The organism is Haloplanus sp. HW8-1 (assembly GCF_023703795.1).
GTDB classification, from domain to species: domain Archaea; phylum Halobacteriota; class Halobacteria; order Halobacteriales; family Haloferacaceae; genus Haloplanus; species Haloplanus pelagicus.
The window spans coordinates 2,796,249-2,818,075 of record NZ_CP098518.1; the positions used below are offsets into that span (position 1 = coordinate 2,796,249).

Here is a 21,827-nt window from a genome sequence, read left to right on the forward strand (position 1 = left end):
GCGAGCGGCGAGCACCCACGCGATTGCCGTTTCTGCTGTAACCCAGTACATTCTTTCCGCAGCGGCGCACAGCCGTAGGTATGAACCACGACGATTCCCGAGCGCTGTACGACCGGGCGCTGTCGGTGCTGCCCGGCGGTGTCAATTCGTCGGTGCGGGCCACGATGCCCTACCCGTTTTTCGTCGACCACGGCGACGGCGCCCACGTCGTCGACGCCGACGGCAACCGCTATCTCGACTACGTGATGGGGTACGGCCCGCTGCTGTACGGTCACGACCTGCCCGACCCGGTGGAGGCGGCCATCCAGTCACACGCCAGCGCCGGGCCGATGTACGGCGCCCCCACCGAAGTCGAGGTCGACCTCGCGGAGTTCGTGACCCGACACGTCCCCTCGATCGAGATGCTCCGGTTCGTCAACTCGGGGACGGAAGCGACCGTCTCCGCGGTCCGCCTCGCGCGAGCGTACACCGGACGGGACAAGATCGTCGTCATGCAAGGCGGCTACCACGGCGCCCAGGAGTCCACGCTCGTGGAGGGCAGTCCCGGGGACGTCCACCCGTCCTCGCCGGGCATCCCCGACGCCTTCGCCGAACACACTATTCCCGTCCCGTTCAACGACACCGACACCGTCGCGGACGTCTTCGAGACTCACGGCGACGACATCGCGGCCGTCCTCACCGAGCCCATCCTCGGCAACATGGGCGTGGTGATGCCCGTGGACGGCTTCCACGAGTCGTTGCGTGACCTCTGTGACGAGTACGGCTCGCTGCTGATCTTCGACGAGGTCATCACCGGCTTCCGCGTCGGCGGACTCGGCTGTGCCCAAAGCGAGTTCGGCATCACGCCGGATCTGACGACCCTCGGCAAGATCGTCGGCGGCGGCTTCCCCGTCGGCGCCGTCGGCGGCCGGGCCGAAATCGTCGAACACCTCACTCCGGGCGGCGACGTGTTCCAGTCCGGGACCTTCTCGGGCCACCCGGTGACGATGGCCGCCGGCCTCGAAACGCTGCGTTACGCCGCCGAGAACGACGTCTACGAACACGTGAACGGGCTTGGTGAGCAGTTGCGTGCGGGCATCACCGACGTCCTCGAAGAGCGCGCCCCGGAGTACACCGTCGTCGGCACCGGCAGCATCTTCAAGACCATCCTCACCCGGGACGGGAGCGGCGGCGAGGGCCGCTGTGAGGCCGGCTGTCGCCAGCGCGAAGACTGTCCCAACTTCGACGCCTGTCCCAAGACGGGCGCGGACGTGGCTGCCGCCGAGACCGACCGTTGGGAGCGGGTGTTCTGGCAGGAGATGCGGGATCGCGGGATCTTCCTCACCGCCAACCAGTTCGAGGCGCAGTTCGTCAGCTACGCCCACACGGAGGCTGACGTTCAGCGGACGATCGACGCGTATCAGGACGTACTGTAGGACACGACGGCGGGTGGTCGGCGACCGGCCACCCCGCTGGCCGACCGCTCGCAACCGGGAACTGGTGGGCTTTTCACCCTCGGGAGCGACCATCGGACATGAACACGCGCGGGACCATCCGGCTAGCGACGCGCGAGTCCGACCTCGCCCGCCGACAGACGGCGAGCGTCAGCGACCGACTCGACGGGCCACACCGCACGGTCGAGACGGTGGGGGTGTCGACCCGCGGCGACGAGATCCGTGACGAACTCATCCACCGCCTCGGGAAGACGGGCGCGTTCGTCCGAGCGCTCGACGAGCGGGTACTCGACGGCGACGTGGACGCCGCGGTCCACTCGATGAAGGACATGCCCACGGAGTCGCCGGCGGCCCTCGTGGTCGCCGGGGTCCCGGAGCGTGCGCCCGCGGACGACGTGTTGGTGACACCCGACGGGACCGACCTGGACGAGCTGCCCGAGGGTGCCGTCGTCGGCACCTCGTCGCTCCGGCGGAGAGCGCAGTTGCGCCGGGCGCGGCCGGATCTGAGGATCGAGCCGCTCCGGGGCAACGTCGATACGCGTCTGGAGAAGCTGCTCGCGCCGGAGCTCCAGCGCGAACACGAGCGGCGGCTGGACGCGGAAGACGAGGACGAGGGCGAGCATCCGGACGCGTTCGACCGATCGGTCGAGGACTGGTTCGACGGGCTCGCCGAACTGGAGCGCGGGGCGATGGAACGCGCCGTGGAGACGGAGTACGACGCCGTCGTCCTCGCGGAGGCGGGGCTGGCGCGGAGCGGGCTGCTGGAGACCGTCGAGACGAGCCGGCTCCCCAAAGAGCGGTTCGTCCCCGCGCCGGGGCAGGGCGCCATCGCGGTGACGGCCCGGGCGGACGGTGCGGCGACCGAGACGATCCACGACCGCGTCGACGATCCGGTATCACGCGTCGAGACGACCGTCGAACGGACGGTCCTCGCGGAGCTGGGGGGTGGCTGCATCGCTCCCATCGGCGTCTACGCCGTCGTCCAGGGCGAGTACGTCCACGTGACCGTACAGGTCCTCTCGCTCGACGGCGAGGAGGCGATCGAGCGGACCGCCGACCTGCCGATCACGGACCACGCCGACGCGGCGGCGGCGCTCGCGTCCGAACTGCGCGAGGCGGGCGCCGCGGACCTGATCGAGCGCGCCCGTGCGGAGGCCGAGGCGTGACCGGGGACCGCCCGCGCGTCGCCGTCTTCCGTCCGGACGACGACCGCCTGGCCGCGGCCCGGTCGCTCCTCGACGACCTCGGCGCCGAGGCGGTCGCCGACCCGATGCTCGCGGTCGAGCCCACGGACGCGACCCCGCGGGCGGCCGACTACGTCGTGTTCACGAGCAAGACGGGCGCGGAACTCGTCGCGGCGGCGGGGTGGGAGCCGGGAGCGGCGACGGTCGTCGCCATCGGCCCCAAGACCGCCGACGCACTGGAGGCGGCGGGCTACGCGGTGGATCTGGTGCCCGAGGAGTTCTCCTCGACGGGGCTGGTCGACCTGCTGGCCGACCGGGCCGCGGACGCGACGGTGGAGGTGGCCCGGAGCGACCACGGCAGTCCGGTCCTGCTCGACGGCCTCCGGGCGGCCGGCGCCGACGTCCACGAGACGGTGCTCTACCGGCTGGTCCGCCCCGAGGGAGCGGGCGAGTCGGCGGCGCTCGCGGCGGCCGGCGCCCTCGACGCCGCCTGTTTCACCTCGTCGCTGACGGTCGAGCACTTCCTGGACGCGGCCGCCGAACGCGGGGGTCGCGACGCCGCGGTCGCGGGGCTGAACGACGCCGTCGTCGGCGTCATCGGCGAGCCGACCTGCGAGACCGCCGAGGCGAGGGGAATCGCGGTGGACGTGGTGGCCAGCGAGGCGACCTTCGAGGCGCTGGCCCGCGAGACGGTCGCCCGCCTGCGCGCCGACGGGGGGTGAGAGGGTTTATCCGCGATGGCGACGGAGTCGACGACGATGGGACCGGTACCCGAACTCGCGGAGCGGGCGGCGGCGTGTGCCGACCGCCTCCGGGCGGCCGACGCCGTTCTGCTCGCGTCCCACATCGACGCCGACGGCCTGACGAGCGCCGCCGTCGCCGCGACGGCACTGGAGCGCGCGGGCATCCCCTTCGAGACCGTCTTCGAGAAACAGTTGGACGGGGCGGCGATCCGACGGATCGCAGCGACCGACCACGACACCGTCCTCTTTACCGACTTCGGCAGCGGGCAACTCGACGTGATCGCCGCCTTCGAGGAACGGGGCGCGTTCGATCCGGTGATCGCCGACCACCACCAGCCGGCGGACGCGACGACGACCCACCACCTGAACCCCCTGCTCGAAGGGATCGACGGGGCGAGCGAACTCTCCGGCGCCGGGGCGGCGTACGTCCTCGCCCGCGCCCTCGAACCCGCGGGCGGGGACAACCGCGACCTGGCGGCGCTCGCGGTCGTCGGCGCCGTCGGCGACATGCAGGGCGGGGTCGACGGCCTCGTCGGCGCCAATGCGGGAATCGTCACCGAGGGCGTCGAGGCGGGCGTCCTCGCCGAACGGACAGACCTCGCGGTGTACGGGCGCCAGACACGGCCACTCCCGAAACTGCTGGAGTACGCGAGCGACGTCCGGATTCCGGGGATCACGGGCGACGCGGCGGGCGCCGTCGCCTTCCTCGCGGAGTTGGACGCCGACCTGCGTGACGATGGGGAGGAACCACGTTCCTCGGGCAGTCGGCCACAGGCCGACGCCGGGGAGTGGAAGCGGTGGGTCGACCTCGCGGACGACGACCGGCGGACGGTCGCGAGCGCGCTGCTCAAGCGGGCGGTGTCGAGCGGCGTCCCCGCCGACCGCGTGAACGACCTGATCGGGACGACCTACACGCTCACCGCCGAGGCCGAGGGGACCGAACTGCGCGACGTGAGCGAGTTCTCCACCCTGCTGAACGCGACGGCGCGCTACGAGCGCGCGGACGTGGGGCTGGCGGTGTGTCTCGGCGACCGCGGGGCGGCCTTGGAGCGCGCCCGGACGCTCCTGCGCAACCACCGCAAGAACCTCTCGAACGGACTGGAGTTGGTGAAATCGGAGGGCGTCACGGTCGAGGATCACGTCCAGTGGTTCGACGCCGGCAGCCGGATCAGGGAGACCATCGTGGGCATCGTCGCCGGGATGGCGCTGGGCGCCGACGGCGTGCGTCGCGACCTGCCCATCGTCGCGTTCGCCGCGGCGGGCGACGACGAGGTGAAGGTCTCCGCACGCGGCTCACACCGGCTGGTTCGGGAGGGCCTCGATCTCTCCGCGGCCATGCGGGAGGCGGCGCGATTGGTCGGCGGCGACGGCGGCGGCCACGACGTCGCCGCGGGGGCGACCATCCCCGACGGCGAGCGGGCGGCGTTCGTGGCGGCGGTGGACGACCTGGTCGCCGAACAGCTCGGATAGCGAACTGGTTCGGCTCAACCCTTACCCGCGGTGCCGGGGTAGCGGCGAGCATGAGCGACCGCGTGACGGCCGACCGAGGGGACGGGTCGCGAGTCGTCGACTCCGTGGAGGCGCTGATCGGGGACACCCCCCTGCTTCGGCTCGACGGCTTCGCGCCCGGACTGCTCGGCAAGGTGGAGGCGGCCAACCCCTACTCGGTGAAAGACCGGATCGCTCGGGCGATGATCGACGCCGCGGAGGCGTCGGGCGACCTCTCGCCCGGCGGGACGGTCGTGGAGGCCACCAGCGGGAACACGGGCATCGGTCTGGCGACCGTGGCCGCCGCCCGGGGGTACGACTGCGTGCTGACGATGCCGGAATCCATGTCGACGGAGCGTCGAACCATGCTCGCCGCCCTCGGCGCGACACTGGAACTGACCCCGGCCGAGGAGGGGATGACGGGGGCAAACCGGCGGGCCGAGAACCTGGCCGACGCCGACGATGCCGTCCTCGCGCGCCAGTTCGAGAACGCGGCGAACCCGCGAGCCCACCGGGAGACGACCGGGCCGGAGATCGATCGCGCGACTGGCGGCGACGTCGACGCCGTGGTCGCGGGCGTGGGCACCGGCGGCACCGTCACGGGCGTCGCCGAACACTTCGCGGCGCGCGACGACCCCGTGACGGCCGTCGCCGTCGAACCCGCGTCCTCGCCGACGGTCTCCGAGACGTGTACGGACGGCCACGACATCCAGGGCATCGGCCCGGGGTTCGAGCCCGACGTGTTGGACACGGCCCTGATCGACGAGGTGCGGGCGGTCACCGCCGAGGAGGCGCGGGCGGCGGCGCGGCGCCTCGGGCGCGAGGCGGGACTGCTCGTGGGCATCTCCTCGGGGGCGGCGCTCGCCGCGGCGACCGAGTACGCGACTGCCAACCCGTCGGAGACGACGGTGGTCGTCCTCCCGGACACCGGCGAGCGGTATCTGTCGACGGATCTCTTCGAGGAGTGAGGGCGTTACGCGGCCGTCCCGGTCCGTGACCCGGGGCGAGGACGGGCGGGTAACCGTCCGACTTTTCTCCACCCCCCCGCAAGGGCGCCCATGGCCGAGTTCGACCCCGAGAAGTTCGAGGACAAGTACGCCAACTACTTCACCGAACTCCAGCGGGCGTACAAGAACGCCTTCGAGACGATGAACGATCGGTTCGACTCCGAACTCGTTCACGCCATCGACCAGCAGGTGCTCAACGAATCCGAGCCGTTCTACGAGGACGGCGAGTTCCGCGTGGAACTCCCCGAGAACCCGGCCGAACGGGTGACCGCGGTGATCGTCGACGAGGAGAAACTGGAGGCGACGCTGTCGCGCTACGTCGAGGAGATCGAGGGGGAACTCCGGGCGGTCTTCGACCTCGAGGACTCGGACGAACCAAAGGCCTAAGCCCGTCGGTATCCTTGTTCTGCGCATGAGTACCGACGCTCAGGACGCCGACGGCGAGGACGACCTCCGGGAGCGGATCACCAACTTCCTGCGGCGCAACTTCCCGCAGATCCAGATGCACGGCGGGAGCGCGGCGATCCAGCACATCGACACCGAGACGGGCGAGGTGAGCATCCAGCTCGGCGGCGCCTGTTCGGGCTGTGGCATCTCCCCCATGACGATTCAGGCGATCAAGAGCCGGATGGTCAAGGAGATTCCCGAAATCACGAAAGTCCACGCCGACACCGGCATGGAGGGCATGGGCGGCGAGGGCGGCGAGGGCGGCGAGGGCGGCCACGGCGGCATGGAGCCTTCGTTCCCCGGCGAGACGACCGACGAGAGCGACGGCCGCGACGAAGGCCCGCAGGCGCCGTTCTGAACCCTGTTCGCCGCGGTGTTTGTTCCGGTGCCAGCGGTAGCGCCGTCCGTCGAGTCCCCGACGGCGACCGAGTAAGGTTTAATCGGGGGCGGTCCGTCTCGCGTCTATGGACGCTCGTGAACTCGCCGTGAGCGCGGAGTACCGCGTCGCCATCGAGGCGGGCGACGACTGGCGAGAAGCGATCGAGGCCGCCACGGCCGAGGCGGCCGTCGCCGCGGCGTGGTTCACCGGGGTAGGTACGGTCCGTGACGCCGACGTGTGGCACTACGATCCGGACGCCGAGGAACACCGCGCGGTACAGTTCGACGAACCGCTCTCGGTCGCCGCCTGCATGGGCGAGGTGTCGGTGACCGACGGGAAGCCGGACGCCCGCCCCTACGCGGTCCTCACGCGACCGAGCGGGCAGGCGGTCGGCGGCTATCTCAACGCCGCCGTGGCCGTCGAGGGGCAGGTGCATCTCCGGGGCTTCGAGGACCCGTTCGACCGACGGAGAGGGCCGTGACGCCGGACGACGAGCGCTACTTCGAGCGGATGGAACGACGCCTCGACGAGGCGTTCGACCGGGCCGAACGGGCCAAGTCCCGCGGCGTCGACCCCCGGCCGGAAGTCGAGATCCCGATCGCCCGGGACATGGCCGACCGGGTGGAGAACATCCTGGGCATCGAGGGGGTCGCGGCGCGGGTCCGCGAACTCGACGGGCAGATGAGCCGCGAGGAGGCGGCGCTGGCGCTCGTCACCGACTTCGTCGAGGGGACGGTCGGGGACTACGACACCGACGCCGGCAAGATCGAGGGCGCGGTCCGGACGGCCGTGGCGCTCCTGACCGAGGGAGTCGTGGCGGCGCCGATCGAGGGGATCGACCGCGTCGAGGTACTCGACAACGACGACGGCAGCCGCTTCGTCAACGTCTACTACGCGGGGCCGATCCGTTCGGCCGGCGGGACCGCACAGGCGCTCTCGGTGCTGGTCGCGGACTACGCACGCTCGCTGCTGGGCATCGACGAGTTCAAAGCCCGCGACGACGAGATCGAGCGCTACGCCGAGGAGGTCGGCCTCTACGACACCGAGACGGGACTGCAGTACACGCCCAAGGACAAGGAGACGAAGTTCATCGCCGAGCACATGCCGATCATGCTGGACGGGGAGGCGACGGGCGACGAGGAGGTGTCGGGGTTCAGGGACTTAGAACGGGTCGACACCAACGCCGCCCGCGGCGGGATGTGTCTCGTCCTCGCGGAGGGGATCGCGCTGAAGGCGCCGAAGATCCAGCGGTACACCCGCGACCTCGACGAGGTCGCGTGGCCGTGGCTGCAGGACCTCATCGACGGCACCGTCGGGAACGACGAGGGGAGCGACGACGGCGAGGGTGCCGAGGACGACGCCGACGGCGACGCCGACACGGACGCGGCCGACGACGCCGACGGGGCGGCGGGACCGCCACGGGTCGACTCCTCCGAAAAGTACCTTCGGGACCTGATCGCGGGGCGGCCGGTGTTCGGCCACCCATCGGAGTCGGGGGGTTTTCGTCTCCGCTACGGCCGCGCCCGGAACCACGGCTTCGCCACCGCCGGCGTCCACCCGGCGACGATGCACCTCGTCGACGACTTCCTCGCGACGGGGACACAGATCAAGACGGAGCGCCCGGGGAAGGCCGCCGGGGTCGTCCCGGTCGACACCATCGAGGGACCGACGGTGCGGCTTGCGAACGGCGAGGTGCGCCGCATCGACGATCCGGCGGAGGCACTGGAGATCCGCAACGGAGTAGAGGAGATCCTCGATCTGGGCGAGTACCTCGTCAACTACGGCGAGTTCGTCGAGAACAACCACCCGCTCGCGCCGGCCGCCTACACGTTCGAGTGGTGGATTCAGGAGTTCGAGGAGAGCGGGGCGGACGTGCAGGCGTTGCGCGACGACCCCCGCGTCGACCTCGCGGAGCCGAGTGCCGAGGAGGCCCTCGCGTGGGCCACCGAGTACGACTGCCCGCTCCACCCGGCGTACACCTACCTGTGGCACGACGTGAGCGTCGACGCGGTCGAGACGCTCGCCGCGGCGGTCGCGAGCGGCGAGACGCGAACCGTCGAGAGCGACGGCGGACGGGGGATCGTCCGCTCGGCGGACGACGGCCGAGGGGACGTCCTCGTGATCGAGCGGACCGAAGGGCTCCGCCGCACCCTCGAAACCCTCCTGGTCGAACACGTCGCGACCGACGCGGGGATCCGGATTCCGGACTGGCGGCCGCTCGTCCGGTCGCTGGGTCTGACGGCCGATCTCGACCGGACGTGGACGAGCGGAGACCTCTCGACGGCGGCCCGGGAGTACGACGACGGCGACAACGCCATCCGCGCGGTCGGCGAGGTGGCGCCGTTCGCGGTTCGGGAGCGGGCGCCGACCCGCATCGGCAACCGGATGGGACGCCCGGAGAAATCGGAGCGGCGCGACCTCTCGCCGGCCGTCCACACACTCTCTCCGATCGGCGAGGCCGGCGGGAGCCAGCGCGACGTGGGCGCCGCCGCTGGCGCCCGGACCGACGAGGGGAAAGGCGTCGTGAGCGTCCAAGTGGGGCGACGTGGCTGTCCGGACTGCGGGACCGATACCCACCGCACGCAGTGTCCGGACTGTGGCGCACACACCGATCCCGTCTACGAGTGTGACTCCTGCGACCGGCGGATCGAACCGGACGAGTCGGGGCGGGTTCACTGCGAGCGCTGCGACCGGGACGTGACCAGCGTCGAACGACGGGACGTGGACGTGGGCGAACGCTACCGCGAGGCGCTGGAGACGGTCGGCGAGCGGGAAGCGGCCTTCGACATCCTCAAAGGCGTCAAGGGGCTCACCTCCGCGAACAAGACGCCCGAACCGATGGAGAAGGGCGTGTTGCGCGCCAAACACGACGTCAGCGCGTTCAAGGACGGCACCGTCCGCTACGACATGACGGACCTGCCAGTGACGGCGGTGCGTCCGGAGGAACTCGACGTCACGGCCGAGGACTTCCGCGAACTCGGCTACGAGGAGGACGTCGACGGCGACCCGCTCCGGTTCGACGACCAGTTGGTCGAACTCAAGGTACAGGACATCGTGCTCTCGGACGGCGCCGCCCAGCATCTCCTGCAGACGGCCGATTTCGTCGACGACCTGTTGACGGAGCTGTACGACCTGCCCGCGTTCTACGAGGTCGAGGAGCGGTCGGAACTGGTCGGCGAACTCGTCTTCGGGATGGCACCACATACCTCCGCGGCGGTCGTCGGGCGGGTGGTCGGCTTCACGTCGGCGGCGGTCGGATACGCACACCCGTACTTCCACGCGGCGAAGCGGCGCAACTGCTTCCACCCCGAGACGAAGGTGTGGTACCGGGACGAAGACGGCGCGTGGCACCACCAGCGGATCGATCGGCTGGTCGAGGAACGGTTGACGAATCCGGAGACGGACGACTTCGGCACGCTCGTGCAGGAACTCGACGGCGACGTACACGTTCCGAGCATCGACGACGACGGTGTCCAGGTGCTGAAACCGGTCGAAGCGGTGTCGAAACACCGGGCGCCGGATCATCTGGTCGAAATCGAGACGCGGAGTGGGCGGGAGGTGACGGTTACCCCGGATCACGAAGTGCAGGTGTTCGACGGAGGGGAGATCGAATCGAAACGAGCGTCGAAAATAGTGGACGATGACCAGCTAATCAAACCCACACATCTCGACACTGTGGCACCAGCAGACGAGCCACACCGTATCGATCTGCTTGCGGAATTACTACGGAGAGACATCATCGATGCTGACAGCCTGACTATCAGAGGAATAGCGAAGGATGAGCTCTACGATCTATTCACCAAGTCACTGAGCGATAGGTGGGAAGGGACGTTTTATCCACTGAAAAGTACTGCCGAGTACCTCGGATTATCGAAAAAGGCACTGAGTAACTACGTCTATCGGGAGAGCATCCCTGTTCAACTGTTCGATCGACTGTTCGAGTCTACCGACGCGCTCCTATCGGCCGTCCCGGACAATGTGAAACTCGGTGTCAAGCGAGATCGAACCCAGATGAATCGCTTCGTCGAACTGAACGAACGGGTTGCGACGCTCTTGGGATACTACGCTGCGGAAGGATTCGCTCGTACACAAGAGACATCTAAAGGGACGATCCATCAGACGACGATCTGTGGTACCGAATCCGAAGCCCGAGAGTTCTACATGGAGACGTTGCGGTCGGAGTTCGGCGTCGAACCGTATCGTGAAAACGAGGCGAAGGTGACCGTTTCGGGACGACTACCCCGTGCGTTCTTCGATACAATCCTGGACGCCGGTGTATACGCAGAAACCAAGCGCGTCCCACAGCCACTATTCGACTCGCCGAATCGAATCGTCGCAGCGTATCTCCGCGGATACTTTAGCGGCGATGGATCGATCGACTCGACGGGAACGACGGTTTCTGCGTGGACAGTAAGCAGCGAACTCAAAGAGGATCTCGTCGCACTTCTGACCCGTTTCGGTATTGAAGCACGGATCAGGCACGTTGAGCCGACCTTGCTCCAAGACCAGTTTCCGGAGCACTACGGCGCTGAAGACATGTCTATGTCGAAACCGGCATACGTCGTTCACCTTGCCGGTGAACGCAGCCTTCGATTTTCGAAGCAAGTCGGATTTCACCTCTCTCGGAAAGCCGAAACGCTTCGTCAAAATGTCGATGAACGTAATAATAAGGAGGGCTATGCCCGCTGTTTCGACGGTGGAAATGATGAGTTTCTGTTAGATCCCGTTGAATCCACGAATATCGGCACCGGTAAAGTCGATTCGGTATACTGTCTCACCGTCGCAGATACTCACTCCCTGATCACGAACGATCTGTCAAATAAACAATGTGATGGAGACGAAGATTGCGTCATGCTCCTCATGGACGGCCTGCTCAACTTCAGTCGGGAGTTCCTGCCGGACCAGCGTGGCGGGAGCGTCGCCGCCGATTCGCGGCTCGTCGCCGTCTCGCCCGAGGGCGAGGTCCGCTTCCTGACCGTCGAGTCCTTCTGGGACGAACTCGACGCCGGAGTCGTACGCGACGGGAAGTTCCGGAAGAAGCCGTGCGTCGACGAAGGATGGCAGACGTACGTCTTCGACGACGATCACCGGGCGTCGCTCGCGCCGATCGAGAAGGCGATCCGATATCCGGCCGACGAGGACGAGACGCTGCTCCGCGTCGAGACGCAGTTCGGCCGGTCGCTGGACATCACTGCGGATCACAGCCTGTTTCGCTACGACGACGGGATCGAGGAGGTCGCCGGCGAGGATCTGGAGGAAGGTGACCTCGTGCTGGCACCGCGACAGCTCGACGTCGATCCGGTCGAAACGACGGTCGACGTCGCCGAGGTCGTCGACGATCCGTACGTCTTCATCGACGACCACGTCGAGGACCTACTCCGGACCGTCTGGGAGTCGACCGATCACGGAAGCGATGCGCACGACGAGTTCATGCGGGGGCTGTCGTACCGTCTCGCCAAGCGCAAGATCGGGTACGAACGGTTCGAACACATCTTGGGCGCGGGCGGATTCGAGGGGGTGCCGGCCGACGTAACGGTGGGGCGGTCCGGCTCCGAGACGGGGATCGCCCCCGAGATCGACATCGACGAGGAGTTCGCCTGGCTCCTCGGCCTGTTCGTCGCGGAGGGGACGCTGTCGAGCACCTATCCGGCGATCCACAACAGCGACGAAGGGATCGTCGAGCGTGCGCGCTCACGTGCCGAGTCGGCGCTCGGTCACGAGCCCTCCATCAGGTGGTCGAACCGAACGTACGAAATCCGGTTCCCGGCGGTCTTCGAGGACGTACTCCACGAGCTTGGATTCGTCGACGCGGAGTCGTACGACTCCAGCGAGAAAGTGATCCCCGAACCCATCCTCCGGGCACCGCGTGAAATCGTCATCGCGTTCATTCGGGGATTCATTGCGGGCGACGGGAGCGACTCGACCGACGACAACGTCACCACGGTCGGGTTCCACACGACCAGCGAGGACGTCAAGGACGGCATCGTGTTCCTGCTCCACCGACTCGGGCTGGTAGCCAACGTCTCGGTCAAGACGGAGCGCGACGGAAACAGGCAAGACATCTACACCGTGACGGTGTCCGGTGGAGCGAGCGACAACCCGCTACACAGAGTTCTGGACGGTGACGAGCCTTATCGCTCGAAGAGCCTCGTCGTGTCGATTCCGGACGCCCTGATGGCGCTCCGCGGGATGGAGATCGAGGGAATCAAGCGGACGATTCCGAAGTATCTCAAGCGCCGAGAGAACGTGTCCCTAGAGAAACTTCGAGAGATCGTCACGGAATTGGACAGTCGAGACCTGCCGGAGATCGCAGAGGCTCGACTCGACGAACTCCGCCCACTCGTCGACGGCGACCTCTCGTATCTCCGGGTACAGCGCGTCGAGGAGGTCGACTACGAGGGCGACCTCTACGACCTGCAGGTCGGCGGCGAACCCATCTTCACCGCGAACTGGCTGTACGCACACAACTCGATGGACGCCCCCCTCGTGATGTCCTCGCGGATCGACCCCACCGAGATCGACGACGAGGCCCACAACATGGACGTGGTCCGGCAGTATCCCCTCGAATTCTACGAGGCGACCCGGGAGATGGCCGACCCCGAGACGGTGGACGTCGAGATCGCCGAGGCGTCTCTGGAGACGGCCGACGAGTACCACGGTTTCGACCACACCCACGACACCTCGAACATCGCGCTGGGACCGGACCTCTCGGCGTACAAGACGCTGGGGTCGATGATGGAGAAGATGGACGCCCAGTTGAACCTGGCCCGGAAACTGCGGGCGGTCGACGAGACGGACGTTGCCGAACGCGTCATCGAGTACCACTTTCTGCCGGACCTGATCGGGAACCTCCGGGCGTTCTCCCGGCAGGAGACGCGGTGTCTGGACTGTGGGGAGTCCTACCGACGGATGCCGCTCTCGGGCGACTGCCGGGAGTGTGGCGGGCGGGTCAACCTCACCGTCCACGAGGGATCGGTGAACAAGTACATGGACACCGCCATCACGGTGGCCGAGGAGTTCGACTGTCGGCCGTACACGAAACAACGGTTGGAGGTGCTCGAAAAGAGTCTGGAGAGCGTCTTCCAGAACGACCGGAACAAGCCGTCACGGTTGGACGACTTCATGTGACGGGCGGGGCGGCGTCTCCGATACTGTCCGACACCCCCCGCGTCAGAACGACTCCCCGAATTCAGGACGTTCGTTTCATATAGACGCACGAAAACCGGACATTCAATCACAGTTTTCGCATCGTAATAGCACATTACCGTCCCGTCGAGGGTTCGGGAAGCCACGGTAAGGTGCTACTAACTATATCATAGAGTCTGAATGATTGGAACGAGTAGATGAACAGGGACAGTATCGATACGGCGTTGTGTCGGGATCGGCCCGGCGGGGGGGAGTGCGGACGACCGGGTCCCGAACGTGTCACCAGCGTCGGGACGGGCGAAGGACTGCGGTGCGTGTTAGGATGAGCGTACAGACCGTAATCAGGGATGGGGTGAGCGTCGAGAAGGACATCCAATCGGCGGACGACGGTTCGTCTACCGTCAGGGAACTGGACGTCACGATGACGGTGTCGTCCGACCACGACTTCCCGGTCGACGTGTCCATCGTCGACAGGCTCCCGTCCGACCTTGGTCCGTCCAACGTAGCGCTCCCCCCGGGAACGGACCGGGAGGACCGCTGGACGCTAGATACGGAGGCTGTGACCTGCCGAACGGTCGTGCCGCCGGACGACGACGTGGAGGTGAGCTACCACCTGCACACGGACGCTCTCGACGAGGCGGCACTGGTCGGGGCGACGGTGATCAGGGACGTCCGGCCGCTCGACCCGGCGGCGACCGTAGAGTCCGACGATCATCGCCGGACGAACGGCGAGGCGGCCACGCCGGGGGCGAGGACCGGCGGCCCCCGGGCCGACGGCGTCGGGGTCGTCCCCGACACCGCCACGACCGACGGCCGGAACGGCGACGTCGATACGCTGGCCGCAGCGGCGGACGACTGCGGGATCGAGTCGGTCGAGCGGTTCGAAACGAGCGAGCGGGTGGCCACGGAGAGCGGGTTCCTCGTTCCTCGGCAGAGTTCGTCCGATCCGATCGTCTCCTTCGTCATGCCGACGATGAACGAGGAGGAGGGCATCGAAGAGTGTATCGAACGGGCGAAATCGGCCCTGGAGATGCTCGGACTGACCGGCGAGATCATCGTGAGTGACAGTTCCGAGGACCGCACCCCTGATCTCGCCGCCGAGATGGGCGCCCACGTCGTCACGCCGGACGGCGCGGGATACGGCTACGCGTACCGCTACGCGTTCGATCGGGCACGCGGCAAGTACATCGTCATCGGGGACGCGGACACGACATACGACTTCGAAGAACTGCCGACCCTGTTCAAGCGCCTGCAGGCGACGGACGCGGACATGGTGATGGGGAGTCGACTGGAGGGCGAAATCAAGCCCGGTGCGATGCCCAACCTCCATCAGTACGTCGGGAACCCGCTCCTGACGGCGTTCCTCAACGTGTTCTACGAGGCGGGGGTGAGCGACGCCCACAGCGGCTTCCGGGTGATCGAGCGCGACGCGCTGGACCGGCTCGACCTCCGGTCGGACGGCATGGAGTTCGCCAGCGAGATGATCATGCAGGCGGCCGAGCGGGACCTCAACATCGAGGAAGTTCCCATCGTCTATCACGAGCGGGAAGGCGAAGCGACCCTCGACAGTTTCCGCGACGGCTGGCGGCACGTCCGCTTCATGCTGTTGAACGCCCCCGGATACCTGTTCACCGGCCCGGCCATCGGCCTCGGCATCGTCGGCGTCGCAATGATGGTGCTGTCGGTCATGAACCGGCCGGTCGGCGGCGTGTTCTTCGGCCAGCACACGATGATCGCCGGCAGCCTCGCCGTCATCCTCGGCTACCAGATCGGGAGTCTCGGCCTGTTCAGCGCCGTCGCCGCGGAGCCGATCCGGTCGCCCCGCGACCCGGTGACGGAGTTCGTACTGGGCCGGTTCCGACTGGAGCACGGAACGACGATCGGACTGGGACTGTTCACCGTCGGCGCCCTCTACACGACCTATCTCGTCGTCCAGTGGGTCCAGAGTGGCTACACCGCCCTCCCGATCGTCCCGGTGAACCTGCTGGCGTTCACAGCACTCGTCCTCGGGGCCCAGACGGTGTTCCATTCCTTCTTTCTCAGTCTCCTCGGCGGGCGTTCGACGGACGCGGACGAATCGGAGACGTAGCGGCGAGCGCCCGGTCGCGTCGCGACCGGTGCTCCGGAATCCGCGCCGGCGGCGTCGGCCGGGAGCGGTTCGGGGTCGAGACGGCCGGCCGACGCGTCACAGCGGTAGGAAGGCGGAAGCCCACGGCTTTAGCCGTGGGAGGAAGCCGACAGGGTTGGCTTGTAACCCGGTAACAGACCAATAACTAATCACTATTCGGGCAATGACGGTCGTATGAGTCGGTATCCACGAGAGGTGCGGGACTCACGCATCAAATGCATCCCGTGTAACGCGCCGGTCGCGAAGACCGTCGACGGGCGGTACGTCTGTGTCGAGTGTGGCGACTCGCCGATCGGTGGCTGACGACCGCCTCAGCGCTCGGTATCCACGGTCGAATCCGACGACCGACGGGTGAGGAGTCGCCGTGTCGTCCCGAGACCCGGGAACCCGTCCAGTCCCCAAACACCGAACACGACCGAGAAGAGCGCGAGCTGGACGCCGAACCCACTCGTCAGGAACTCCAGCGGGGAGACGGGCAGCAACCGAAGGTGAGCGAGCCACGAACCGAGGTGGCCCCCCAGACTGTCCGTGGAGTAGGTCGGCACCGGCAGCAGGGGCCAGAGGAGAAACGTCGCACGCTCGAACCGTCCCGCGACCAGCGGTCGCCACGCGTCGGCACACAGGTGAGAGAAGAGTCCGATCGAGAGTGCCCCGGTCAGCGCGGGCCGATCGTATCTGCGCGCGACCAGAACGGCGAGCAGACAGACCACGGCCACGGCAACCAGCGAGTGGCCGATGCCCCGGCCGTCGAAGACGCCGAACCACCAGTTGAGCGGCTTGTCGACGAGGTCGGGAAGCTGCGTGGCGACCGCCAGCACGAGCACCGGAACACCTGCCGGGGGGCGGCGGGTCCGCGCCCGCGTCAGGACGGTGTAGCCGAGGTAACCCACCGCTAGATGTCCCCATGGCAACATATGAGAGACGGTGACGGGGGAGCGTAGTAAGCGTCCCGGTCCGACCGGCCCCGGCGTCGGCGGAACGCGGCAGTCGGGCGGCGTCCGGACCCCGAACGGCCGCAGGATCACGTTTTACCTTCGACGGGCGACAATCCAGTGTGCGTATGACGGATCCGGCAACGCTGTTCGAGTTCGTCGGCATCGTCCTCCCGCTGAGTTTCGTGGGGTTCCGCATCCTCCTCGACGAACTCGAGGAGGCGAGCGGCGTCCCCGACGGGGCGGAGTCGAACAGGTACGTAACCCACCTCGTCTGGATGGCCGTCGCGCTCGTGGCCGCCGGGTGGCTGGCGATTCTGGAGTTGCTCGTCGCTCCGACCTGGCTGCCGCTCGCGGAACTCGGGTACCTTTCGGCGGCGGCTGGCATCACCGTCCCGGTGTGGCTGTTGCTGACGCTCCGGAACGACCTCGACGTGACCGACGTCTCGGAACGTGCGTGAGCCGTCGCGTCGGAGCGCAACCGTCGTCACACCCCTCAACGAACGCGATATTTCGGCCGCTCGTCGGATTCACTAAAAGTATTATGATTATTGATTAACAAGACAACGAGTGTATGTCACAAAGTGGCGACATGATTCCGGAGGAGATCAGTAGACTGATCAACATCGGCGAGCGGATGGCCGAGATCCGAAATATCGCGTCGGAGTCGACGATACTCGGCGGCGGGGGCACGGGTCGGACCGACGACCTCCCCGACCACTTCCCCGACAACCTCCCCGAGGAGTTCGCCAGGCGGCCGCTCGGCGAGTTTACCATCGGCGAGTTGGCGGAGGCGGAGGGTGCGAGCATCGAGGGAATTCCCGAGGACATCGTCGACAGGCCGCTGTCGGAGTTGACTCTCGACGACGTCACACGCGCCGTCGACGAAGGCGGATTCGGGCTTGGGGGCGCCGGCCAGACCTTCGTCATCTGTGGCGGGAGCGGCTGTGCGGGCTACGACAACTGAGCGCGTCGACACCGGCGGCCGCACGCGTCGGGTGCTTCCCGGAGCCACGCGGGGGTCGAGCCGACTCCCGACCGACGATGCGACGTCCCGGATCGACGCGACGGCTCGGCCCCCGCCGCGACACACCACATGACGGGGTCCGAAACGTCCGACGACGACCTCGGTCCGATCGGTCGTGTGGGGCCGTCGAACGTCCCGGCCGAGCTCCGACGACTGGAACGAATCGCGGGCCGCTGGATCGACGACCGGGCCGACCTCTTCGACCCGCACGGCTGGGAACGACAGGACGAGTATCAGACGCGGCTCAAGGCCTTCAGCGAACTGTCCATCTACCTCATGCTGGGCGATCAGCTTCCGGTCGAACCGTCGGCCGACCGGACGGACGGCCACGAACTCGTCGTCGAACGGGTCCACGACCGATCGTATCGAGAGGCGATCCGCCGGAATCCGGCGGAGATCCGAGTGTACGGCTATCCACCCATCTACGTCGACCTGGCCGGCGAACTCCGCGACCCAGCCGTCCGGGACGCGCTGGGTGACGTCCTCGGTGGGGACGCGGCCTGGGCACGGGAGCGCCAGCCGTACGCGCTGCTCGACGTCTGGCACATGGCGACCCTGTGTGGGATCGAACCGCCGTACGACCGGGACACCATCCTCCGGACGAGCAGCCTCGTCGGGGGTGTCCACCCGATCCGGGCCGAACTGGAGGACGTCTATCCGCTGACCCACGACATCATGTTCGCCCGCGGCTTCGGGCTGGAGGGGTTCGGCTTCGCGACGGACCCGCTCCCCTACGACGTGCGGTGTGCCCACGTCGGGCTCGCGCTGCGATATCTGGCCGCCGAACTCTACGATCCACTACTCGAAGTGTTGTTGACGGGCGTGTTACAGCACCAGTTACCGCCGGATCTCGTCGGCGTCTGTCTGCAGCGGCTCGTCGAGGTCGCCGAATCACACGGCCACGTGCCCGACCACTCCGGGGACGACCCGCGACTCGACACGATCAGCGACGCCAACACGGAGACGCTGGCCCACCTCGGGGACCGTGCCGTCGACTGGGGGAGCCAGTACCACGTCAACCTGGTCGCCGGCTTCTGTGCGCTCGGTGTCCGGGCGGAGTGGCCCGCGCTCCGAGAAGCGTTCGAGTGGCGGACGTGCACGTACGACCCGGAGACGCTGTTGGGACTTGGCGAGGCGCTCGACCACCTGGCGAAGTACGAACTGGAGTCGGGCGCCCGGCGCCTCCGGGACGTCGCGGGGACCGACGCCGCCGCGGCGTATCCGCAGGTCTTCGAGGCGGCGGTGACGTTCCTCCGGGAGCAGCGTCGGGCGGACGGCTCCTTCGGCTACTGGCCCGAGGAGCGACTGGTGCTCGGCCGTGCGGGCGTCGACGCCGATCAGTTCGACCGGCAGTTCCTGGCGACGACGACCGAGGCCTGTGCGGACGCGCTCGATGCGATCGACGACGAGGTCGAGGACTAGTCTTGGTGGCGCCGACCACGGACTGGGAGGCGTTCGTCCAGCTCTTCGGCGGGCCAATCGGCGACGTCGACGGTGGCGGAGTGCGTGAGTCGGAGGACGAGCGGCCCGTCGGAGACGAGACAGTTCAGAGACATTTCCCAGTACCGATCGGCGGGCGTCGTTCCGTCGACGTGGGCACGATAATACGTCACCGACCCCTCTCGTCGCTCCCGGGAATCGACCAGCCGGATCGGCGCCGTGCGGACGTCCACGTCGTTGGGGGAGTGAGCGACGGGGAACACGACGCGGTCGACTGTCGCCGGAGCTAGCCCCCCACCGGCTTCGATCGTGGCGGCGGAGCCGTCCGTGCGGATCGCGCCGACGGACCACTCCTCGGGATTCGGCATACGAGTCACCTCCGGGCGTCGGGGCACGACGACCGGCGGGGGCAGATCACGGTCGTCGCCCCGCGAACCGTCGCCTCAGCGAAGTGAGGGGAGCGTCCCACACCTCGCGGACTCGACACTGACGGGACGGAGGATTGACAGATCCGGGCGGTCGGTCGACCCGAAGCGACGGGCGACGGCCGCTCGCGTGGAGCGAGGAACGTCACTGGTTGATCGACAGACAGCGCTTGCAGAGCGAACCGATCCACGGCTCGTCTCGAAGCACCTCGGTGATCTCCTCACACTCCGGACAGTATTTCGTGTCGCCGAGCCCCACCATATGTTTCATATTAAATTAGTTCTTCTAAACACTTTCGGTCGTGTTGGAATAGTAATACGACCCCCGCAGGTGGCCCCGACTCGGCCGACGCGAGCGGAGCGCCGTGGTTCCGTCGTCACAGGAGCCACCGGAGCAGTCCGGTAATCCCCTCGATCGTTCGCGGGGCGTATCCGTGTTCGACGACGTCAGCGAAGACGTGCGTCCACGTAGCCAACAGCAGCAGTGATAAGAACTGCCGTGACGACATCCAGCTTATATAGCCACCGGGGGCCGTCGATCGCGACGGCGACGACGTCGAATAGATCCACGCTAACCCCAGCAATCCCACAAGCGACGACGACCAGAAGTGGTAGAACCCAGGATGGATCGGATCGTACATTCACGCGGGGTGCTAGGAGGGGAAACGTCATATATCCTATCGCTTCCCGCGTATCGCCGCGACCGCCGTCGGCGTCGTGAGCGTCCGCTCGATGCGTAAGCGGGGAACTCGTTCGTCGGGGGGCGCGACTACCCGCCGAATCCGTCCTGGCCGTAGCCCTGGACGCCGTACTCGTCCGTGGCCGTCGGCGTTGGCGTCGGCGTCGCCGTCTCGGTTGGTGTTGGGGTCGGCGTTGGCGTCGCCGTCTCGGTCGGTGTCGGCGTCGGCGTTGGCGTCGCCGTCTCCGTGGCTGTCGGCGTCGGCGTTGGCGTCGCCGTCTCCGTGGCTGTCGGCGTCGGCGTTGGCGTCGCCGTCTCGGTCGGTGTCGCCGTCTCCGTGGGTGTCGCCGTCTCCGTGGGTGTCGCCGTCTCCGTGGCGGTGGCCGTATCGCTGGGCGTCGGCGTCGGGGTCGGCGTCGTAGCCTCGTCGGACTCGGACACTTCGAACCAGTTGAGGTTACAGTCGCCGCCGATGGACTTGATGCGGAGGGTGTGCTCTCCGCTGCTGTCGACGGAGACGGCGTACAGGGTCGTGGTCGCCCACTGCTGCCAATCGCCGGTGACAGGGACCTGGATGACGCCGAGTTCCGTCCCGTCGAGGAGGAACTGCAGTTTCTCGCCGGAGGACTTGGCCGCCACGCGGGCCGAGATGTCGTAGGTCCCAGCGGGGATCCTGACGGAGTACTCGAGCCACTCGCCGTCCTCGATCGCGCCGATGTTGTACTCGCCGCTCGTGTCTCGCGTCTCCTGGATGTCGACGCCGGAGTCCGGTCGGTACGCGCCGAAGCGGTTCTCCGCGTCGGTGTCGTGATACGAGACGCCTTCGCCGCCGGTGTCGAAGTCCTGCGCCTGGACCCGTCCGGGAAGCTGCCGCACGTACGCGGACTGACCGGAGGAGTCCGTGACTTGTGCCGCGCCCGTGCCGCCGTCGTCGACGGCCTCGGCGATGCCGGCGGTCGAGCCCGCCGTCGACTCCGTCTCCGCCACGAGTGGCACGCCACCGTAGCCGTAGCCGACGTGGTCCGACTCGGGCTCCGAATCGTCGGACCGGGTCCGCAGGTACCCACCCAGACCGACGGCGGAGAGACCGGCCACTTTGAGATACGACCGGCGGGCGATGGGGGCGTCGTCGCCCTCCGTCTCGCCGTCGTTTTCAGTCAATTCGGGATCACTTCCAATCAGCTCTGATAACTTCGGGATCACTGTACTCTCACCCGGCGATGCGTATTTATGAACCTTGAGCCCCCAGTATTACGGGTGATATTCCCGCACGGTCGAATCGAACGACCGCGCAACCTCGCCGCTCGGCGGGGGTTCGCCGGGCCGGATGGCGATCGGTCACCGCCGTCGTCGAGACGGGGATGACTCG

Annotated in this window: 17 protein-coding genes; 14 read left to right on the forward strand and 3 right to left on the reverse strand. The window is 67.5% G+C overall.

Going from position 1 to position 21,827, the window contains the following annotated elements; all coding sequences use genetic code 11:
* The first annotated feature begins 80 nt into the window (after nt 1-80).
* From hemL to NBT82_RS20065, 11 genes are all read left to right on the forward strand, one after another.
* Nucleotides 81-1,415 (forward strand): glutamate-1-semialdehyde 2,1-aminomutase, encoded by a 1,335-nt coding sequence (gene hemL, locus NBT82_RS14660; protein ID WP_251328848.1) that lies wholly within the window; start codon nt 81-83, stop codon nt 1,413-1,415.
* Between the two features lie 98 nt (nt 1,416-1,513).
* Complete coding sequence (gene hemC / locus NBT82_RS14665) at nt 1,514-2,599, forward strand: hydroxymethylbilane synthase (RefSeq protein WP_251328849.1); 1,086 nt, start codon at nt 1,514-1,516, stop codon at nt 2,597-2,599.
* The gene (locus NBT82_RS14670) at nt 2,596-3,339 is read left to right on the forward strand and encodes a uroporphyrinogen-III synthase (RefSeq protein ID WP_251328850.1); all 744 of its coding nucleotides are present in this window, start codon (nt 2,596-2,598) and stop codon (nt 3,337-3,339) included. The genes hemC and NBT82_RS14670 overlap by 4 nt, the downstream gene beginning before the upstream one ends.
* A 36-nt stretch (nt 3,340-3,375) precedes the next feature.
* Complete coding sequence (gene recJ / locus NBT82_RS14675; RefSeq protein ID WP_251328851.1) at nt 3,376-4,830, forward strand: RecJ family nuclease; 1,455 nt, start codon at nt 3,376-3,378, stop codon at nt 4,828-4,830.
* Between the two features lie 50 nt (nt 4,831-4,880).
* On the forward strand, nt 4,881-5,816 hold the full coding sequence (gene cysK / locus NBT82_RS14680; protein WP_251328852.1) for a cysteine synthase A: 936 nt from the start codon (nt 4,881-4,883) through the stop codon (nt 5,814-5,816).
* A 90-nt stretch (nt 5,817-5,906) separates the two neighbouring features.
* Entirely contained in the window at nt 5,907-6,242 is a 336-nt protein-coding gene (locus tag NBT82_RS14685) for a DUF5783 family protein (RefSeq protein WP_251328853.1), read from the forward strand.
* Nucleotides 6,243-6,267: 25 nt separating this feature from the next.
* Entirely contained in the window at nt 6,268-6,660 is a 393-nt protein-coding gene (locus NBT82_RS14690) for a NifU family protein (RefSeq protein ID WP_251328854.1), read from the forward strand.
* A 106-nt stretch (nt 6,661-6,766) separates the two neighbouring features.
* A complete protein-coding gene (locus tag NBT82_RS14695; protein WP_251328855.1) occupies nt 6,767-7,162 on the forward strand; it encodes a PCC domain-containing protein in 396 nt (131 codons plus the stop codon).
* Nucleotides 7,159-13,809 (forward strand): DNA polymerase II large subunit, encoded by a 6,651-nt coding sequence (gene polC, locus NBT82_RS14700; protein WP_251328856.1) that lies wholly within the window; start codon nt 7,159-7,161, stop codon nt 13,807-13,809. The genes NBT82_RS14695 and polC overlap by 4 nt, the downstream gene beginning before the upstream one ends.
* A 982-nt stretch (nt 13,810-14,791) precedes the next feature.
* Entirely contained in the window at nt 14,792-15,916 is a 1,125-nt protein-coding gene (locus NBT82_RS20225; RefSeq protein ID WP_345780692.1) for a glycosyltransferase family 2 protein, read from the forward strand.
* 213 nt (nt 15,917-16,129) lie between these two features.
* On the forward strand, nt 16,130-16,258 hold the full coding sequence (locus NBT82_RS20065; protein ID WP_256476608.1) for a hypothetical protein: 129 nt from the start codon (nt 16,130-16,132) through the stop codon (nt 16,256-16,258).
* 8 nt (nt 16,259-16,266) lie between these two features.
* On the opposite strand, the gene NBT82_RS14710 is transcribed toward NBT82_RS20065, so the two are convergent.
* Nucleotides 16,267-16,869, reverse strand: a complete 603-nt coding sequence (locus NBT82_RS14710) for a metal-dependent hydrolase (RefSeq protein ID WP_256476610.1) — start codon at nt 16,867-16,869, stop codon at nt 16,267-16,269.
* A gap of 146 nt (nt 16,870-17,015) precedes the next feature.
* Between NBT82_RS14710 and NBT82_RS14715 the strand changes: the two genes are divergently transcribed.
* From NBT82_RS14715 to NBT82_RS14725, 3 genes are all read left to right on the forward strand, one after another.
* Nucleotides 17,016-17,348, forward strand: coding sequence for a hypothetical protein (locus NBT82_RS14715; protein WP_251328859.1), 333 nt, complete (start codon nt 17,016-17,018; stop codon nt 17,346-17,348).
* 113 nt (nt 17,349-17,461) lie between these two features.
* The gene (locus tag NBT82_RS14720) at nt 17,462-17,854 is read left to right on the forward strand and encodes a hypothetical protein (protein WP_251328860.1); all 393 of its coding nucleotides are present in this window, start codon (nt 17,462-17,464) and stop codon (nt 17,852-17,854) included.
* A 129-nt stretch (nt 17,855-17,983) separates the two neighbouring features.
* Nucleotides 17,984-19,336, forward strand: a complete 1,353-nt coding sequence (locus tag NBT82_RS14725) for a DUF6895 family protein (RefSeq protein WP_251328861.1) — start codon at nt 17,984-17,986, stop codon at nt 19,334-19,336.
* Here NBT82_RS14725 and NBT82_RS14730 read toward each other — a convergent pair.
* The gene (locus tag NBT82_RS14730) at nt 19,333-19,722 is read right to left on the reverse strand and encodes a hypothetical protein (protein ID WP_251328862.1); all 390 of its coding nucleotides are present in this window, start codon (nt 19,720-19,722) and stop codon (nt 19,333-19,335) included. The genes NBT82_RS14725 and NBT82_RS14730 overlap by 4 nt on opposite strands.
* Before the next feature lie 826 nt (nt 19,723-20,548).
* A complete protein-coding gene (locus NBT82_RS14735) occupies nt 20,549-21,619 on the reverse strand; it encodes a carbohydrate-binding protein (RefSeq protein ID WP_251328863.1) in 1,071 nt (356 codons plus the stop codon).
* Between the last annotated feature and the right edge of the window lie 208 nt (nt 21,620-21,827).

Bases quoted from the DNA above. Each gene is read 5' to 3' on its own strand.
- cysK (WP_251328852.1), top strand. From the start codon at position 4,881: ATGAGCGACCGCGTGACGGCCGACCGAGGGGACGGGTCGCGAGTCGTC.
- NBT82_RS14715 (WP_251328859.1), top strand. From the start codon at position 17,016: ATGACGGATCCGGCAACGCTGTTCGAGTTCGTCGGCATCGTCCTCCCG.
- recJ (WP_251328851.1), top strand. From the start codon at position 3,376: ATGGGACCGGTACCCGAACTCGCGGAGCGGGCGGCGGCGTGTGCCGAC.
- hemL (WP_251328848.1), top strand. From the start codon at position 81: ATGAACCACGACGATTCCCGAGCGCTGTACGACCGGGCGCTGTCGGTG.
- hemC (WP_251328849.1), top strand. From the start codon at position 1,514: ATGAACACGCGCGGGACCATCCGGCTAGCGACGCGCGAGTCCGACCTC.
- NBT82_RS14725 (WP_251328861.1), top strand. From the start codon at position 17,984: ATGACGGGGTCCGAAACGTCCGACGACGACCTCGGTCCGATCGGTCGT.
- NBT82_RS20225 (WP_345780692.1), top strand. From the start codon at position 14,792: ATGCCGACGATGAACGAGGAGGAGGGCATCGAAGAGTGTATCGAACGG.
- NBT82_RS14710 (WP_256476610.1), bottom strand. From the start codon at position 16,869: ATGTTGCCATGGGGACATCTAGCGGTGGGTTACCTCGGCTACACCGTC.
- NBT82_RS14730 (WP_251328862.1), bottom strand. From the start codon at position 19,722: ATGCCGAATCCCGAGGAGTGGTCCGTCGGCGCGATCCGCACGGACGGC.
- NBT82_RS14720 (WP_251328860.1), top strand. From the start codon at position 17,462: ATGTCACAAAGTGGCGACATGATTCCGGAGGAGATCAGTAGACTGATC.
- NBT82_RS14695 (WP_251328855.1), top strand. From the start codon at position 6,767: ATGGACGCTCGTGAACTCGCCGTGAGCGCGGAGTACCGCGTCGCCATC.
- NBT82_RS14685 (WP_251328853.1), top strand. From the start codon at position 5,907: ATGGCCGAGTTCGACCCCGAGAAGTTCGAGGACAAGTACGCCAACTAC.
- NBT82_RS14690 (WP_251328854.1), top strand. From the start codon at position 6,268: ATGAGTACCGACGCTCAGGACGCCGACGGCGAGGACGACCTCCGGGAG.
- NBT82_RS20065 (WP_256476608.1), top strand. From the start codon at position 16,130: ATGAGTCGGTATCCACGAGAGGTGCGGGACTCACGCATCAAATGCATC.